We start from the raw sequence: 18,378 nt of genomic DNA, 5'->3' as shown, positions 1-18,378 counted from the left end.
TTATGCCACATGATCTTCTCTTACAAACTCTTATTTACTTCATCAGCTAATTTCTTCGTACTTTCATACGCAGAATCAGCTAAGCTAATCGCAGAAATAACCGAAATACCGTCCGCACCGGCATCTATAACAGAAGCTGTATTTTCAATTGTAATTCCGCCAATACCAACAATCGGTATTGTAATCTCGTGTTCTCTAAAATACTTTAGCCCTTTCGTTCCTTGAACTGCTTTCGTATCTTTTTTCGTACTCGTTGGGAAAATAGGACCAACTCCTAAATAATCAGCTCCGTTTTCAATCGCCCAGCGTGCTTCTTCAATTGTATGTGTAGATACTCCAACAATTTTATCTCCCATTTTTTCACGAACAGATGTTATTCCTTCATCATCTTGTCCAACATGTACACCGTCTGCATCTAATGCAAGAGCTAATTCAACGTCATCATTCACAATAAACGGCACATTATACTCTTTGCAAAGTGTTTGTAGTTCTTTCGCAAAACGAATACGTTTCTCACCAGTTAAAGCCCCTTCTCCCTTTTCACGAAATTGAAAAAGTGTTATACCGCCTTCTAGTGCCTCTCTCAATACTTGCAGTGGCTCCTTCGTACAATTGTTACTACCCATAATAAAATATACTGGTAGTAATTTAGACATTTCATCCATTGTAATACGCGACATCTATTTCCCCTCCTTACTGTACAAACTCAACCTTTCCATACTTCTCAATATCCTCTGAAGTTGTATTCGCTAATTGATTTAAAAACTCAATTTGGAAGCTACCAGGTCCTTTTTCTACCGTTTTGGCTGCTGCCAGTTCCGCAGCTACTCCATAAAATGTTAATGCTGCGACAGCTGCCTTCACATAATCTTTTTCAACTGCTGCAAATGCTCCTATTACAGAAGTTAATAAACAGCCTGTTCCAGTAACTTTCGTTAAAATGCTATGGCCATTTCGAATAAGAATAGTTCGCTCTCCATCTGTAACGATATCTTCTTGCCCAGTGATTACAGCAACTGTATTTAATTCATCCGCTGCCTGTTTTGCAATACTTACAACATTACCATTTCCAGTACCAGCGTCTACACCTTTGATTTCCCATTTTTCATTAATAACATTAGCTATTTCTGCTGCATTTCCACGAATTATCGCTAAATTTATTTCAGCTGGAATATGTCTCGCAACTTCTGTTCGATAAGAAGTTGCTCCTGCACCGACTGGATCAAACAATACCGGTACATCATTTGTATTTGCTGATTTACCAGCAAGTAACATCGCTTCTACCTCTTCAGGACGAAGTGTACCCATATTTAAAACAAGAGCTCCAGCAATGCTAGCCATTTCAGCTACTTCTTCTTTCGCATATGCCATTACAGGCGATGCTCCTAACGCTAACAAACCGTTTGCTGTAAAGTTTGTTACAACGACATTTGTAATATTATGCACGAGTGGATTAGACTCTCTTACCAGTTCCACTACTTTACTAATTTCTTGTACATTCATTCTTTTCATCTCCTAACTTTAATGATGGGAGATACACAAAAAGACACTTTGCGTATGCAAAGTGTCTGAACATGTGCTTTTACACTCTCCCTACGCTGGCATTATCCAACAGGTTCAAATGGTCAATGACGGGTTAGTCATACTCTCAGTTTGCATCCGCAAACTCCCATGTGCTTTTTTATTCATCTACTTCAAAGTCTACTCTCATTCTAGTGAAATAACAAGTTCTTTACTTTCTTATACAGAAAGAGTGATAGGGAATCCTATCACTCTTTTCATACTATTATTTTATAGCTTTTGATACTTCTTTCACCATTGCTGATACAGACTCAAGTCCGCCACCAGATAAGTACCAGTAGTTTGCATCAAGGTAAACTACGTTTTTGTTTTTCACAGCGTTTGTTTTACTTACCAGTTCATTTTCAACAACTTGCTTAGCAGAAGATTTCCCGCCAGTTACTACGCCTCTATCAATTACAAATAAGTAATCAGGGTTCTTCTCAAGGATGTACTCAAATGAAACTTTATTACCATGTGTATCTGCTTTAATTTCTGGGTCAACAGGAGTTACGCCAAACACATCATGAATAATACCGAAGCGAGATTGAGGGCCGTATGCACTTACTTGACCATCGTTCGCTAAAATAACTAAAGCTTTTTTATCGCTTTTCTTCGCTTTTTCATTTAATTCTGCCACGTCTTTTTCAACTGCTGCAATTTCTTTTTTCGCTTTATCTTCTTTACCGAAGATTTTTGCTAATGTTTCTGTGTTTTCTTTAAATGATTTCATGTATTCTTTTGTATCTTGTTCTACGTAAATTGTTGGAGCAATTTTTTCGAATTCTTTATATGAATCAGCTTGACGTCCAGAAATGATAATTAATTCCGGATTCATTTCATTGATTTTTTCGAAGTCTGGTTCTTTTAAACCACCAACGTTTTTATACTTTTTATCTTTATATTTAGAAAGGTATTCTGGTACACTTTTTTGCGGCACACCAGCCACGTCAACACCTAGTTTATCTAATGTATCTAATGAACCGAAGTCGAATACTACAACGTTTTTCGGATTCATTTTAACTTTCGTTTCGCCTAATTTGTGCTTAATCGTAATTTCTTTTGATTTACTTTCACTTGCCTCGGTCTTCTTGTCAGTAGAAGCACCATTACTACATGCCACAGCGACAACAGCAAGCATGAAAGTTAATAATAGCATCGCTAATTTCTTCACTTCAATCACCTCAATAAAATTTTTAAAATTATTTAAATCGATAGCACATTTACACCATCAAAAATAACTTCCTCTTATGAAAAATAAATACAAATGTTGTTTCCAGATATCTCTTCTATATGAATGTCCATATCATAAATATCTTTTAAAACAGCTTTATCAATAATTTCGCTCGTTGGACCTTCTTTCATTACTTTTCCATCTTTCAAAGCAACGATATGATCGGAATAACAAGAAGCAAAATTAATATCATGAATTACGATAACAACCGTTTTTCCAAGCTCTTCAACAAGTCGTCTCAGTACTTTCATAATTTGTACAGAATGTTTCATATCTAGATTATTCAGTGGCTCGTCCAATAAAATGTATTCTGTATTTTGAGCAATAACCATTGCGATATACGCCCTTTGCCTCTGCCCACCACTGAGTTGGTCTAAATACTTATGCTGGATGTCCTCAAGTTCCATATAGCGAATAGCTTCCTCAATATGGCTCCAGTCTTCCTTTGTCAGATTACCTTGTGAATATGGAAATCTACCGAAACTAACTAATTCTCGAATGCTAAGCCTTAAATTAATATGATTCGTTTGCTTTAAAATTGAGATTTTCTTAGCAAGCTCATCGCTCTTCCATTCCCCAATTTCTTTATCTTCAATGTAGATTTCACCAGCATCTTTTTTTAATAACCTACTAATCATAGAAAGAACCGTACTTTTCCCTGCTCCATTTGGCCCAATAAAAGATGTGATCTTTCCTTTTGCTATTTTAATAGAGACATCTTCAACAACATTTTTATTACCATATTGCTTTGATATGTTTCTTACTTCTACCATGACTTGCTCTCCTTTAATAGAAGATAAATGAAGTACACGCCACCAACAAAGTTAACAATGACACTTAAAGTCGTGTTAAATTCAAACACTCTTTCAACAATCAATTGTCCTCCTACTAAGGCGATAATACTAATAAGGATAGAACCTATTATTAAATATTTGTGTTTGTATGTATGCAAACATTCACGTGCAACGTTTACTACAAGCAGTCCTAAAAATGTAATTGGTCCTACTAACGCTGTGGAAATAGATACTAAAATTGCAATTACAATTAAAAGCTTCTTCACGACTTTGTCATAATCTACTCCTAAATTAATTGCCTCATCTCTTCCGAGTGATAGTACATCTAATAATTTCAGCTCTTTATACACATAAGCAATAACCAATACAATTCCAATGATAGACGTTACAAGTAGCTCTGTTTTTACATTATTTACACTTGCAAACATTTTCCCTTGTACAATTTGGAACTCATTTGGATCAATGAGCACTTGCATAAAGGACGATAAACTTTGGAAGAATGTACCGAATATTAATCCGATTAAAAGTAGGAAGTAAATATTATTCCCTTCTCTTTTAAACAGAAACTTATAAAGAAATAGTGAGAAAATCACCATTAAACTTACTGATATAAGGAAGTTTACGTTTGTGTTCATCATCGTGAAATGCTGTGATCCAAATACAAACACAACAAACGTTTGAATAAACATATAAAGTGAATCTAAACCGATAACACTCGGTGTTAAAATACGGTTATTACTAATCGTTTGGAAAATCATTGACGAAAATGCAATCGCTCCGCCTGTTATGATCATCGCTAACAATTTCTTACCTCTTCTCGGCAAGGCATAATCTAATGTGTTCATATTTAAGTTAATAAATAAAAATATCCCAATGGCTATAACTGATACAATGGCTAGTAATGCCAAAATCATCTTATAATTTCTTTGTTTTCTAAGCTGCATATGCGTTTCTCCTCATCAATAAATAAAGGAAAATTCCGCTTCCGATTACTCCTACTGTAAGACCAATAGAAATCTCGTACGGATAAATTACGACCCGGCCAAGTATATCGCAAGCTAGTACGAAAACTGCTCCTAACAAGGCAGTGTGCGGTAAGCTATTCTTCAAGTTATCCCCGCGATAAATAGAAACAATATTCGGAATAATGAGCCCTAAAAATGGAATCATTCCTACAGTTAAAACAACTAACGCGGAAATTAAAGAAACGATAACAAGTCCAATATTTAGTACTCGATTATAATTCATCCCTAAATTCGCAGCAAAGTCTTCTCCCATTCCAGCAACGGTAAAGCGATTTGCATATAAAAAGGCGATGATTACAAGCGGGATACTTAAATATAAAATCTCATATCTTCCTTTCATAATCATTGAAAAGTCACCTTGTAGCCAGGAATTGATATTTTGAATTAAGTCATATTTATAAGCAAAGAATGTTGTAACGGAACTAATAATGTTCCCAAACATAATCCCTACAAGTGGAATAAATATCGCATCCTTAAACTTAATTCTCTTTAAAATTTGCATAAATAAAAATGTACCAGCTAATGCAAAGACAAATGCAACAAGCATTTTCTCAAGAGGACTCGCTGTCGTAAATAACATTAACGACACTAACACCCCAAGCTTCGCACTATCCATCGTACCCGCAGTTGTCGGAGATACAAATTTATTTCTGCTCAATTGCTGCATAATTAGGCCGCTTATACTTAAGCTCACACCAGCAACGATAATACTGATTAAACGTGGCAACCTACTAATGAATACAACCTGCATTTTATCTTGATCCCAATGCACAATATCCATGAGGCTTATATCTTTTACACCAATGAAAATAGAAGCAATCGATAAAACAATAAGCATAATAAACAAATATCTTTTTTTCATAGTTATTCATGGTGCAGATTATGTTCTGTCGCCATCATCTGATTTTAAACAGATTATAATCCTATCATTTTATCCCCCTCATCTATTTATAGAATGATAGAAATCATAACTCTTTTGGTAAAACCTTTTCTTGCCTTCTTATGGTTAAAATGAATTTCATTATCAATTAAGAACATAATTTATATGTATTAATCAACTTTCCCATATATTATTTTGGCAATATTTTGGTAACCTCCTTTAATGATAATGAAATTCATTTACAATGGCAACGGATACACTCAAAAATCTGACATTTATATCAAACTTTTATTCATATACGTAAATCCTCCCTCATTCATTTAATCGGAAATATTTCAAACCTGTAGCATAACTGAATCCAGCAAAGATGTATGCTATATTTAACGTATGGAAATTTGAAAGGATGTTTTTAAAATGGCAAAAAGTATTGTAATTGCTGAAAAGCCTTCTGTTGCACGTGATATCGCACGTGTACTGAAATGTGATAAAAAAGGAAACGGCTACCTTGAAGGTAGTAAATATATTGTTACTTGGGCTTTAGGCCACCTCGTTACATTAGCAGATCCAGAAAGCTATGATGTAAAATATAAAAAGTGGAATTTAGAAGATTTACCAATGTTACCTGAGCGTTTAAAACTAACGGTAATTAAACAAACAGGAAAACAATTTAACGCTGTGAAAAGCCAGCTACTTCGAAAAGATGTAAGTGAAATCATTATAGCTACAGACGCTGGCCGTGAAGGTGAATTAGTAGCGCGCTGGATTATCGATAAAGTTAAAATGAACAAACCGATTAAGCGTTTATGGATTTCATCGGTTACTGATAAAGCAATTAAAGATGGCTTCGCAAATTTAAAGCCTGGCAAAGCATATGACAATTTATACGCTTCAGCTGTCGCACGTTCAGAAGCTGACTGGTATATCGGTCTTAATGCGACTCGAGCATTAACTACCCGCTTTAATGCCCAACTAAATTGTGGTCGTGTCCAAACACCTACTGTAGCCATTATTGCAGGCCGTGAAGACGAAATAAAGAATTTTAAAGCTCAAACTTACTACGGTATCGAAGCTCAAACAGCGGAGAGATTAAAGCTAACTTGGCAGGATATAAAAGGAAATAGTCGCAGCTTTAATAAAGAAAAAATTGATGCACTTGTGAATAAAATCAGTAAGCAACATGCTACTGTTGTAGATATTGATAAGAAACAAAAGAAGTCGTTCGCTCCTGGTCTTTACGATTTAACTGAACTACAACGTGATGCGAATAAAATCTTTGGTTACTCTGCAAAAGAAACATTAAACATTATGCAAAAACTATATGAGCAACATAAAGTTTTAACGTATCCTCGTACAGATTCACGCTACATTTCATCTGATATCGTCGGAACGCTTCCAGAGCGTCTGAAGGCATGTGGCGTCGGAGAATACCGTCCTTTAGCGCATAAAGTATTGCAAAAACCTGTAAAATCTAATAAATCATTTGTTGATGATAGTAAAGTAAGCGATCATCATGCAATCATCCCAACAGAGAGCTATGTAAATTTCTCAGCTTTCACAGATAAAGAACGTAAAATTTATGATTTAGTTGTGAAACGTTTCTTAGCAGTTTTATTCCCGGCCTTTGAATATGAACAACTAACATTACGCACAAAAATTGGTGACGAAACGTTCATCGCACGCGGAAAAACAATTTTGCATGCTGGCTGGAAAGAAGTATATGAAAATCGATTTGAAGATGATGATGCAGTAGACGATTTGAAAGAACAAATCTTACCTCGCATTGAAAAAGGCGATACATTAAACATAAAACTAATTGTCCAAACATCAGGTCAAACGAAAGCACCTGCACGTTTTAATGAAGCAACGTTACTTTCAGCGATGGAAAACCCAACAAAATACATGGATACGCAAAACAAACAACTTGCTGATACATTAAAATCAACTGGTGGATTAGGTACTGTAGCTACACGTGCGGATATCATCGATAAGCTCTTCAATTCATTCTTAATTGAAAAACGTGGTAAAGATATTCACATTACATCAAAAGGGCGTCAGTTACTTGATTTAGTGCCAGAAGAACTAAAATCTCCTACACTAACTGGTGAATGGGAGCAAAAACTTGAAGCAATCGCAAAAGGTAAATTAAGAAAAGAAGTATTTATTTCAGAAATGAAAAACTATACGAAAGAAATTGTTGCTGAAATTAAATCGAGCGATAAAAAATATAAACACGACAATATCTCAACGAAGTCTTGTCCAGACTGCGGTAAACCAATGTTAGAAGTAAACGGTAAAAAAGGTAAAATGCTTGTATGCCAAGATCGCGAGTGTGGTCATCGTAAAAATGTATCCCGTACTACAAACGCACGCTGCCCTCAGTGTAAAAAGAAACTAGAACTACGTGGTGAAGGATCTGGCCAAATTTTCGCATGTAAATGTGGCTATCGCGAAAAACTTTCTACGTTCCAAGAGAGACGTAAGAAAGAATCAGGCAACAAGGCTGATAAACGTGACGTCCAAAAATATATGAAACAACAGCAGAAAGAAGAAGAACCATTAAACAATCCATTCGCAGAAGCATTAAAGAAATTAAAATTTGATTAAACCTATTTTAAAATACAAAAAGGTTCCTACCACTCTCGGTAGGAACCTTTTATTTTTAATGAATAATTTTACTTCCTTTTGCGTTCTCAACAAACTTTTCACTTGATTTGTTAATTGGTGTTTTTAGCAATATCGCAGCAACAACTATGACTACTACGAAAGCACTTAACACGAGTAAATCTCTAATTACTATATCCCAAAGCATTCCACCTACTGTTTCACGAATTGCACTAATTGCGTATGTGAATGGTAAGAACGGATAAATTGCTTGGAAGAACGGTGGTGTCATTTGAATTGGGAATGTTCCGCCCGATCCTGCTACTTGCAGTACAAGTAAAATGATCGCCATCGATTTCCCAACGTTTCCGAAAATAGAAACGAGTGAGTATACGATACAAACAAAGACTCCACCGATAAATAAACTAAATAACACAAACCAGAATTTATCGACTACGTACGTACCGAGTAAGAATATATCCCCCATCGATACGATAAATGCTTGTGAAAGCCCTATTGTTAAGAATGTTAATAGGCGTCCGAAGTATATTTCATGGCTCTTATAATTCGCGCCCTCTTCATGTACTTCTACTGTTAATAACGAAACCATTAATAGTGCACCAACCCATAGTGCAAGCACTGTATAGAATGGTGACATCGCTGAACCGTAGTTCGGCATCGCAAATAATTTATTCTCTTTTAAATTTACTGGATTTGCGAAGTAATCACTTTGCTTTTCAACATCATTTTTCAATAAACGTATGATGTCTTTTATATCCTCTTCTGATTCAAAATCACGAATTTTATTTGCTAAGTCTTTAATCTTTTTCTCAGTCTCCGGCATTTCAGCTTTAATATCTGCTAATTTCTTTCTACCGTCCACTAAGCCTTTTGATGAATCTTCTAGTAATTTTTTAACATCTGGAAGCTTTTTGTCTGCATCGTTTAAAATTTGAGTTGTATTTTTCGACATCTCTTTTGTACGAGCAATTGCTGTATTGAAATTAGGTACAATTTCTGAATCATACGTCGATAATACATCTGTTAATTGAGCTGATCCGCCCTTCGCAGCATTGTTAATACTTTCAATTACATCTTTTGTCGGTTTCTGTCCATTGTTAAGAAGTGTAATTCCTTTATTCGTTGCATCTACACCTTTTTGTAAACTACTTTTCGCTTTATTTAACTTTGCAATTCCATTATTAAGGTTTTTATCACTATTTACATCCGCTAAAACCTTATTTGTACTTTCTAGAACTGGAATCATATCATCAATTAAACCGATTCCAGATTGGAATTGACCATTTAAGCTGTTTAAAGCTACTTTTGTTGAATCTAAATCGTTAACACCTTTATTTTGTACATCCTCTAGTGCTTTTTGGAAACTAGATTTAGTACTTTCAAGACCATTTTTCGCTTTATCATAATCTGCTTTTGCATTATCGTATATTTGATTTGCATCAGCTTTAGCTTGATCTACTGTGCTAACTGCTTTTTTATAATCTGCTACAAATGTTTCGTTGTAATCTTTTTCAGCTTGATCAATTAACGCATTTGCTGCATCTAATTTTTGATTCGCTACATCTGTTACATCTTTCTTTACTTCTTGTCCTGTACCGATAACATTTACAATATCTTTAATACCGTTGTTTGCATTTTCCATACCACTTTTCAGCTGAGTTAAGTGATCCACTCGCCCTTTGAAAAAGCTTTTTCCAAAATCAGTCGTCGCTGAGTTTTGAAGTTCAGTAAACATATTAATAAGATACGAAATCCCTTCTGTACGAGCTTGCAATTGATTTGATACTGCATTTAAATCTTTCTTTGCTTGTTCTGGATCAAACTGACCATTTTGCAATCCATTTACAACACTTTTCCCATAAGCTGTTCCTGCACGTGATGAGCTTAAAACATTATTTACTGTTTGATTAATATTTTGCGCTATACTTTTATACCCATCATTATTCAACTTAGAAAGGTCCGGTCTCGCTGGGAATTCAGGTAAACCATTCATTCCAGACAAATCAGGGATATTTAACTTCACACCTGGATTCATTAAAAAGTCAGTAAATGCAGCTGCACTATCCATAACACCTTTTGCTGCTACTAAATCATTTCTTATCGTCCCTGGAGCATTTTTCAATGTTTGGTCTTGATTCGCAAAGAACTTATCTAAATTTGCCAATGCTTCCTGCCCATCATTTATTACACTCTCTACAACAGGTAGATCTTTTTGCGCCACTTTCACAATATCTTCCGCTCGAGTCGCATCATCTAATGCCTTATCCATCAGCGTATTCATTTCTGGGAACTGTGCTTCTAACTTAAATACAAGATCCTTGACCTTCTCAATACTCGGTAAGTTAGTTTCTAAATCGATTCCAAGGTCATTGAAGATTTCAAAAATCTCACCGTTTGCTGTTTTAACAAAGTTTTTACTAATTTCTTCAGTAAGACCTGATGCACCTTTAGCTGTAATCTTCGGTGCAATGGCATTCACCTTTTCATTTACGTAATACTCAATTTCCGGTTTCTCTGGATTTTCATTCAAGACTGTTGCAATCTTTTCAGAAAAATCTTTCGGAATAGTAATACTTGCGGAATAATCTCCACGCTCTACTCCATAAATTGCTTGCTTTTCATCGACAAACTTCCACCCAAAATTTTTGTCCTTCTTAAGTGAATCTACAATTTCTTTCCCGATGTTAATATCTTTCCCTCTTAAATTTGACCCAACATCTTGGTTAGAAACTGCAATCTGGATTCCTTTCGTATTTCCGTAAGGATCCCAAGAGGCTTTAATGTTAAACCATGCATATAACGATGGTAGAACCATCAAACCTAATACAATAACAATTGCAGCCCAATGTTTGGCTACATTCCGTAAATCTGTCTTATAAATACGCCAAATCTGTTTCATATAAGCTATCACCTAATTATATATTTTTCCTTCTTTAGAAAATGATACATACATTTTGCAATTATATCACTTTCTACATCGTGGATTAAACGAAAATGCACTATTTTTTCCCATAAAATATTTCACCTACTTCATTATATAACGAAGTAAAAAAAGTATGCATACAAAATGACCAAATTAGTTTTACATTCAATAATAACAAATATATAGGAAATGTCATAAAAAGTACAATTATTTTCTCTTGGAAATACTTGTATTCATCAAAAAAATCCTCACAGCTTTTTATTATCTGTGAGGATTTCTTCTATTATATATCTAATTGTACCTCTACACCGAAATGATCTGAAATTACATTTCGATTTGTACCATTAAAAATAACTTTTGAAGAACTAACCGTTTTACTTTGGTCACATAATATTAGATCGATTCGTAAGTTTTGTTTATTTTCATCCCAACCAGCAATCTCACCTTGGACAGTTGTTCCTTCATCCTTCTCCATTGCTAGTTCATATGTGTCATATAAACCTTTTTTCATAATATACTCATAACCCTCTCCTTGCAGACGAGCATTGTTATTAAAATCACCCATTAAGAAGGAAAGTTCATTGCTATCTACACGCTCTATTAAACGATCAACCTGGCCTTTGAATGATTCTTCTTCATCATTCCACCAACCGAGATGGCAAGAGTAAAACGTTATCTTCTTACCATTATAAGCAATTGTTGCACTTACAATTTTGCGTGTTTTCCAATACGCTGTATCCTTATTTTCTGAAATAAAGAACGTATCTTCTTTTACAACGTTATGCTTTGTTATAATTGCTAATCCTTCCTCGTACACATCATATCCAATATGAGAGAAGTCCCAAATAATATTGTACTCTTTTACATGTAAGGCTCTTAACTCTTCTAGTAGTAATAGTCCAAAATTATCTTTTTTCTTGTTACCGCATACATTTTCAGCTTGTATAGATTGACTTACTTCTTGCAATGCGATCACATCATAATCTTCTTCTTGAATTACTTTGGCAAGATACTTTATTTTTTCAATTTGATTCTCTTCTTGCCAAGAGTGACAATTTAAAGTTAGCAATTTCATATTATTACGCACCTAACATATCTTGAATGTCTGACTTTAATACGTCAGCTTTCGGGCCATATACTGCTTGTACACCTTTATCTTTTACAATAAGTCCTAAAGCACCATTTTGTTTCCACTGTGCTTCTGGTGCAACCACATCTAAATTTTTTACTGTTACACGTAAACGCGTCATACAAGCATCTACGTCAGCAATATTATCTTTTCCGCCCAATAAATCAATAACTTTTGTTGCTAATGAACCATCTTGTACATTTCCTGTTCCTTCTGATGACTCATCTTCATTATCAATATAGTTACCTGCACGCCCTGGTGTTGGTAAATTGAATTTTTTAATTAAGAAGTTGAATAATGTAAAGTTAAGGCCGAAGAACACTAATGAAACAATGACAAAGTTGATTAAATCTCTCGTTAAACCTGCATTGACCATCATTGGTGTACGTGTAATTAACTCAATAAATCCAAATGCATGAACACGTAAATTAATTAAATCTGCTAATGCGAATGCAAGTCCTGTTGTAATTGCATACACAACATATAATACTGGCGCAATAAACATGAACATGAATTCAATTGGTTCTGTAACACCTGTTAAGAATACTGCTAATGCTGCTGATAAGAACATCGGTTTATACTTTGCACGCTTATCTTTATCAACGTTACGGAACATTGCAAACGCAATACCCATTAATGCTGCTGTTGAACCGATAACTTGCCCAGCTTTGAAACGAGCTGGTACAACATTATTTAATAAATCATTATACGCTTTCGTGTCTCCATTTGCTAACAAGTTATTTAAATCTGTAATCCATGCAAGCCATAATGGATCCTGTCCTGCTACAACTTGTCCAACTTTTGAACCAGTTAACATCGTATATGTTCCGCCTAGCTCTGTGTAGTTCATCGGAATTGTTAACATATGATGTAATCCAAACGGTAATAATAAACGTTCTAATGTTCCATATACAAATGGTGCAACAACTGGTGCACTATCTTTAGATGCTGCAATCCAGCGACCAAATTCATTTAATCCACTTTGGATAAATGGCCATAAAAGTGATAATACAATCGCAGTAACTGTAGACCAAACAATTACAACGAATGGTACGAAGCGTTTTCCATTAAAGAACGCTAATGCCTGTGGTAGTTTATTATAGTTATAGTATTTGTTGTATAAAGTAGCTCCTAAGAAACCAGTAATAATCCCTACGAAAACTCCCATGTTTAATGCTGGTGCACCAAGTACAGAAGTGAAATAATCTTTTACAAGTAAATCTCCTGCTAATACCGAAGAAACTGTCGCTTTTGAATCCGTTAACATTTGAGGGTTTACACCAAATATAGCTCCTGTAATTCGATTTGTTAAGACGAATGCTAAGAGCGCTGCAAACGCACCACCTGCGCGATCCTTCGCCCAAGATCCCCCAATTGCTACTGCGAATAAAATGTGTAGATTTGTAATAATTGCCCAACCGATGTCTTCCATTACTCGAGCAATTGTATGAACTGCGTTAATATCCCCAGCAGACATCCCAATTAACTTACCGATGGAAATCATTAAGCCAGCTGCTGGCATTACAGCTACAACAACTAATAACGCTTTCCCGAACTTTTGCCAAAAATCAAAAGACGTAATTTTCATCTGTTCTTCCTCCCCTTTATTTATAACAACATAATGATTTGAATTATAATTTCTATTTCTCTTATGAAAACGATTCCTTACATCCCTTCTTTTTTGTTACGCAACCGTTTTCATAAATCTATTTTAATAAAAGCGTTTTCACATTGCAATAGAAATTTATTTTTTTTAATAAAAAAAGATGCTCAAAGAGCATCCTTTTTTATTATGAAATGCGATAAACCCTTGTTTCATAAGGTTTTAACGTAATTGTAGTTAATTGATCATGTTCAGCAACTTCATAGTTATTTAAGAGCAAACGTTTGCGTTCTAGTGCGAATGTACTCTCATTATATACAGCTTCCTGGTTCGAAATGTTACTAATTACAATTACTTTTTCACCCTGCAATGTACGAGTATATGCGTAAATTTGCGAATCATCTTCTAAAATTAAATCATACGTACCATAATTCAATACATCGTGCTCTTTTTTCAAGGCAATCATTTTTTTATAGAAATTGAAAATAGAGTCCTCTTCATTTTTCTGCTTTTCAACATTAATTTCCTTGTAGTTTGGATTCATCCCAAACCAAGGTGTTCCTGTTGTGAAGCCAGCATTATTTTCAGCATTCCACTGCATAGGTGTACGTGAATTATCACGGCAAGAAGCCCATATAATTTCCATCATATCTTGATGAGATACTCCTTCTGCAATTTTCTCGCGATATAAATTTTTAATTGCTACATCATCATAATCTTCAATATTTTGGAACTGAACATTCGTCATACCAATTTCTTGTCCTTGATAAATAAACGGTGTACCGTGCATAAAGAAATACATCGCTCCTAAAGCTGTTGCACTTTCACGCCAGTATTCTTTATCATTCCCCCAAGTAGACACAATACGTGGCTTATCATGGTTCTCAATGTATAAAGCATTCCAGCCCTTATTTTCTAAACCTTTTTGCCACTTTGTTAATACTTTTTTCAACTCAACAACATCAAGATCTTTCTTCTTTTCTGCATCCCATAAGCTTAAATGCTCAAATTGGAATACCATATTGAATTTACCGTTCTCTTCTCCAACCCAAAGATCAGCATCTTCAACTTTCACACCATTTGCTTCCCCAACAGTCATAATATCGTATTTAGCAAATGTGTTTTCTTTTAATTCTTCTAATAATGGCTGAATACCATTGACATTCATATGTTTGTCAAAAGAAGGCACATACTTTAACCCTTTTGGGTTTGGCATATCCTTTAAACCATCTTCTTTTTTTATGTGGCTAATCGCATCGACGCGGAAACCATCAATACCTTTATCAAGCCACCAATTAACAGTATCATATAAAACTTCACGAACTTCTTTATTCTCCCAGTTCAAATCTGGTTGTTTACGCGAGAATAAATGTAAATAATATTGCTCTGTCACTTCATCATATTCCCATGCAGAACCATTAAAGATACTTTCCCAATTGTTTGGTTCCACGCCATCTTTACCATCACGCCAAATATACCAATCACGCTTCGGATTGTCTTTAGAAGAACGTGATTCAATAAACCACGGATGTTCATCACTTGTATGATTAATAACTAAATCAATAATAAGCTTCATATCGCGCTTATGAACCTCATCTAGTAACGCATCAAAATCTTCCATCGCACCAAATTCATCCATAATATCTTGGTAATCACTAATATCATAACCATTATCATCATTAGGCGATTTATACATTGGACAAATCCAAATTACATCTATACCTAAATCTTTTAAATAATCCAGTTTTGCAATAATACCTTGTAAATCTCCAATACCATCGCCATTTGAATCCATAAAGCTACGTGGATAAATTTGATAAGCAACCGCTTCTTTCCACCATGTCTTATTCATAATCATTCTCTCCTTTTGCATCCCATTAAAATTTATGCAAACGTTTTCGTAACACTATCATAACAAAATATGAACAGTTTGCAACTGTTTTCATGAAACTCTATGTAGATTCCTTATTCTTACGCTTTATTTATTTCATCCTCCCCCCTCTCTTGTCCACGCACGTTAAACACGCTCTTCATATACTAATACAAGCTCATTTTATTTTAGAAAGGAGATATAAATTGAAACAAACAAAATTAACTGGTCGTATCGTTGTTCCCTCAGATCCCGAATATGACATAGCGCGAATAAATTTAAATTTAAGCATTCCAAAACTCCCTTGTATTATTGTTTTTTGTCAAAATAAAAATGATGTGTGTAACGCCTTAAAATGGGCACGTGAGCGTCATATACCATTTCGCTTAAGAAGCGGACGGCATAGTTATGAAAATTTCTCTCTTTTAAATGGCGGACTTATTATTGATGTGAGTGAAATGCATCGAATTACTGTTAATACAGAGAAGTTAATAGCAACAATTGAAGCTGGTGCAAATCTTGGCACTGTTTATAAAGAGCTTTGGAAATATGGTGTTACAATACCAGCTGGCACAAGTGCAAGCGTTGGAGTTGTTGGATTAACACTTGGCGGTGGAATCGGCATGCTTTCACGTTTATTTGGATTAACATGTGATCAATTAGTAGAAGTTGAAATGGTACAAGCTTGCGGAAAATTTGGCGCAAAACTCATTCGTGCAAACGAGCAAGAAAACTCTAACTTATTTTGGGCATGCTGTGGTGGTGGTGGTGGAAACTTCGGAATTGTTACATCCTTAACTTTTCGAGTACATCCTATAAAAAATGTATCAATCTTCTCAATTACATGGGAATGGCAAGACTTTATTGCTGCCTTTCAAGCTTGGCAAAACTGGGCGCCTTATATAGACGAACGTCTCACTTCATCAATTGAATTATTCGCAAAGCAACGAAATAAAATCGAAGCACAAGGTGAGTTTGTTGGCTCTCCCTCTGAACTCCATTCCTTATTATCTCCTCTTCTTGAAACTGGTAATCCTTCTCTATTTATAGATGAAGTCCCATATATAAAGGCTGTTCAATTCTTTAACAGCGGTAATATTCCTGAAAACTTTAAACGCTCTGGTTCCTACGTATATAAACCTATCCCTCTTAAAGGCATTCAAACCATGCAATATTTTCTTTCTCATGCACCAAATAAAGATGCGAGTATTTGGCATCAATCACTCGTAGGTGCTGTAGAAAATATTTCTCCTAATGAAACCGCTTATTTCCATCGCAAGGCAATCATTGCTCAAGAATACATTACTTCTTGGAAATGCGACGATGAAGAAAATCAAAATATACGCTGGGTTAAAGACTTACGAGAAAGTTTAGATCCTTATACACTAGGCGACTATGTCAATTGGCCCGATATCGACATTAAGAATTGGCAAACTAGTTATTATGGCTCTAACTTTCAAAGATTGCGTAAAGTGAAAACCTTATATGACCCTTGCAACGTTTTTCACTTTCAACAAAGCATTCCCCCTTTTCATATATAAAAAGGAAGAACAGAATGCTGTTCTTCCTTTTTACATTGAAAACCGTTCAATTGTTCGTTTCAAATCAGTTGCTTGCTTCTCTAAATCCTTTAATAATTGATCGATTACTATCATATTTTTAGACTGTTGCAGCGTCACACGTGCCACTTCTTGTGAACCAGCTGACGTTTCCTCTGCAATTGCTGCTACAGCCTTTGTTTGTGCTCCCGTTTGATGAATATGACTCACTTGTTCATTCATATAAATACTAATTTGCTTGGTTGCATCGGCTACTTCCATAACACTTGATGACATTTCTTTTAAAATTAATTCTGTAGCTTCTCCGCGTTTCGCCTCTTCCTTAGCTGTTTTCACTTGCTCGGTCATTTTCATGGCGACTTGTTGCACTTCATCCTGCATATTCCGTAATAACTGCGATATGTTTCTTGCAGAATGATTACTTTCATCAGCAAGTTTACGTACTTCTTCTGCTACAACCGCAAAGCCTCTTCCATGTTCTCCTGCACGGGCTGCCTCAATAGAAGCGTTGAGTGCTAATAAATTCGTTTGGCTAGCAATCTCACTCACAACAGAAACAATATGTTCAACTTGTTTCATTCGTTCTTCTAACTTCTGTACATTTTGCATCGAATCTTCATTTTCTTTCGCCAATGTTTGAATACCTTGAATTAAAGAGGTAAAGACACGTGTACTTTGTCCTAAAGCTTGAACCATTTCTGAAGACAACTCGTCAGACTGTTTAGCTTTTTCTTCTACTTCACTCGCAATAGAAGTCGTTGTATCAACGGCAGAAACAATCGCCTGAATTGACGCTGCTGATTGCTCAGCACCAGAAGAAATCTCTGCAAGGGTTTCAGACACACCTTGTGCTTGCTTAGTCGCTTCGCCTGTTTGTTTTCTAATTTGCTGAACTTGATTATTTGTATACGAAAATGTAGTATCAATATTTTTTACCATACCCCTTAAGTTTCCTAGCATCATATTAAATGCAACACTTAAAGATTTAATCTCATCATCTGTATTTGGCAATGGGACATCTTCACGAATATCACCATCAGCCGCTTTCCTTGCAGCTTCCTCTAACTTCCGAAGTGGTTTAATTAAAAATATTGCTGCCCCATATGCTAAAATTCCAGACCACACCACACCTAATAACATAACGATAATATTATAAACAGTTTGACTTACATAACTTTG

13 protein-coding genes, 1 pseudogene and 1 riboswitch are annotated in these 18,378 nt (G+C 35.2%); of the genes and pseudogenes, 2 read left to right on the top strand and 12 right to left on the bottom strand.

Annotation, left to right across the window (positions count from 1 at the left end; genetic code table 11):
• Positions 1–20: 20 nt before the first annotated feature.
• The 6 genes from thiE to MR109_RS21400 form a co-directional block, all read right to left on the bottom strand.
• On the bottom strand, positions 21–680 hold the full coding sequence (gene thiE / locus MR109_RS21425; protein ID WP_071718241.1) for a thiamine phosphate synthase: 660 nt from the start codon (positions 678–680) through the stop codon (positions 21–23).
• A gap of 13 nt (positions 681–693) precedes the next feature.
• On the bottom strand, positions 694–1,503 hold the full coding sequence (gene thiM / locus MR109_RS21420; protein ID WP_098306648.1) for a hydroxyethylthiazole kinase: 810 nt from the start codon (positions 1,501–1,503) through the stop codon (positions 694–696).
• Positions 1,504–1,573: 70 nt separating this feature from the next.
• A riboswitch (TPP riboswitch) is annotated at positions 1,574–1,683 on the bottom strand.
• 103 nt (positions 1,684–1,786) lie between these two features.
• Positions 1,787–2,734 carry a siderophore ABC transporter substrate-binding protein gene (locus MR109_RS21415; protein WP_242273801.1) on the bottom strand — a complete coding sequence of 316 codons (948 nt, stop codon included), beginning with the start codon at positions 2,732–2,734 and terminating at the stop codon, positions 1,787–1,789.
• A gap of 74 nt (positions 2,735–2,808) precedes the next feature.
• Complete coding sequence (locus tag MR109_RS21410; protein ID WP_002174674.1) at positions 2,809–3,567, bottom strand: iron ABC transporter ATP-binding protein; 759 nt, start codon at positions 3,565–3,567, stop codon at positions 2,809–2,811.
• The gene (locus MR109_RS21405) at positions 3,561–4,532 is read right to left on the bottom strand and encodes an iron chelate uptake ABC transporter family permease subunit (RefSeq protein WP_082148035.1); all 972 of its coding nucleotides are present in this window, start codon (positions 4,530–4,532) and stop codon (positions 3,561–3,563) included. The genes MR109_RS21410 and MR109_RS21405 overlap by 7 nt, the downstream gene beginning before the upstream one ends.
• Positions 4,522–5,475 carry an ABC transporter permease gene (locus MR109_RS21400; RefSeq protein ID WP_033719739.1) on the bottom strand — a complete coding sequence of 318 codons (954 nt, stop codon included), beginning with the start codon at positions 5,473–5,475 and terminating at the stop codon, positions 4,522–4,524. The genes MR109_RS21405 and MR109_RS21400 overlap by 11 nt, the downstream gene beginning before the upstream one ends.
• Positions 5,476–5,907: 432 nt before the next feature.
• On the opposite strand from MR109_RS21400, the gene topB reads away from it, so the two are divergent.
• Complete coding sequence (topB, locus tag MR109_RS21395) at positions 5,908–8,097, top strand: DNA topoisomerase III (RefSeq protein ID WP_242273800.1); 2,190 nt, start codon at positions 5,908–5,910, stop codon at positions 8,095–8,097.
• Between the two features lie 55 nt (positions 8,098–8,152).
• On the opposite strand, the gene MR109_RS21390 is transcribed toward topB, so the two are convergent.
• The 4 genes from MR109_RS21390 to MR109_RS21375 form a co-directional block, all read right to left on the bottom strand.
• Positions 8,153–11,014 carry a YhgE/Pip domain-containing protein gene (locus MR109_RS21390; protein ID WP_242273799.1) on the bottom strand — a complete coding sequence of 954 codons (2,862 nt, stop codon included), beginning with the start codon at positions 11,012–11,014 and terminating at the stop codon, positions 8,153–8,155.
• Between the two features lie 307 nt (positions 11,015–11,321).
• Positions 11,322–12,113 (bottom strand): endonuclease/exonuclease/phosphatase family protein, encoded by a 792-nt coding sequence (locus MR109_RS21385; RefSeq protein ID WP_242273796.1) that lies wholly within the window; start codon positions 12,111–12,113, stop codon positions 11,322–11,324.
• 4 nt (positions 12,114–12,117) lie between these two features.
• Positions 12,118–13,755, bottom strand: coding sequence for a PTS transporter subunit IIBC (locus MR109_RS21380; protein WP_025150536.1), 1,638 nt, complete (start codon positions 13,753–13,755; stop codon positions 12,118–12,120).
• A gap of 202 nt (positions 13,756–13,957) precedes the next feature.
• Complete coding sequence (locus tag MR109_RS21375) at positions 13,958–15,622, bottom strand: glycoside hydrolase family 13 protein (protein ID WP_002174667.1); 1,665 nt, start codon at positions 15,620–15,622, stop codon at positions 13,958–13,960.
• 224 nt (positions 15,623–15,846) lie between these two features.
• On the opposite strand from MR109_RS21375, the gene MR109_RS21370 reads away from it, so the two are divergent.
• A complete protein-coding gene (locus MR109_RS21370) occupies positions 15,847–17,181 on the top strand; it encodes an FAD-binding oxidoreductase (RefSeq protein WP_242273793.1) in 1,335 nt (444 codons plus the stop codon).
• A 30-nt stretch (positions 17,182–17,211) separates the two neighbouring features.
• Here the strand turns inward: MR109_RS21370 and MR109_RS21365 are convergent, their stop codons facing one another.
• Positions 17,212–18,138: a methyl-accepting chemotaxis protein gene (locus tag MR109_RS21365; protein ID WP_472926445.1), complete on the bottom strand. Its 927-nt coding sequence runs from the start codon at positions 18,136–18,138 to the stop codon at positions 17,212–17,214.
• Positions 18,139–18,153: 15 nt separating this feature from the next.
• Positions 18,154–18,339: pseudogene (locus MR109_RS30560) on the bottom strand (HAMP domain-containing protein); the annotation flags it as partial.
• Positions 18,340–18,378: the final 39 nt, after the last annotated feature.

Source organism: Bacillus cereus group sp. BfR-BA-01310 (assembly GCF_022664325.1).
GTDB classification, from domain to species: Bacteria; Bacillota; Bacilli; order Bacillales; family Bacillaceae_G; genus Bacillus_A; species Bacillus_A paramycoides.
This window is presented reverse-complemented; position numbering and strand designations above follow the sequence as displayed.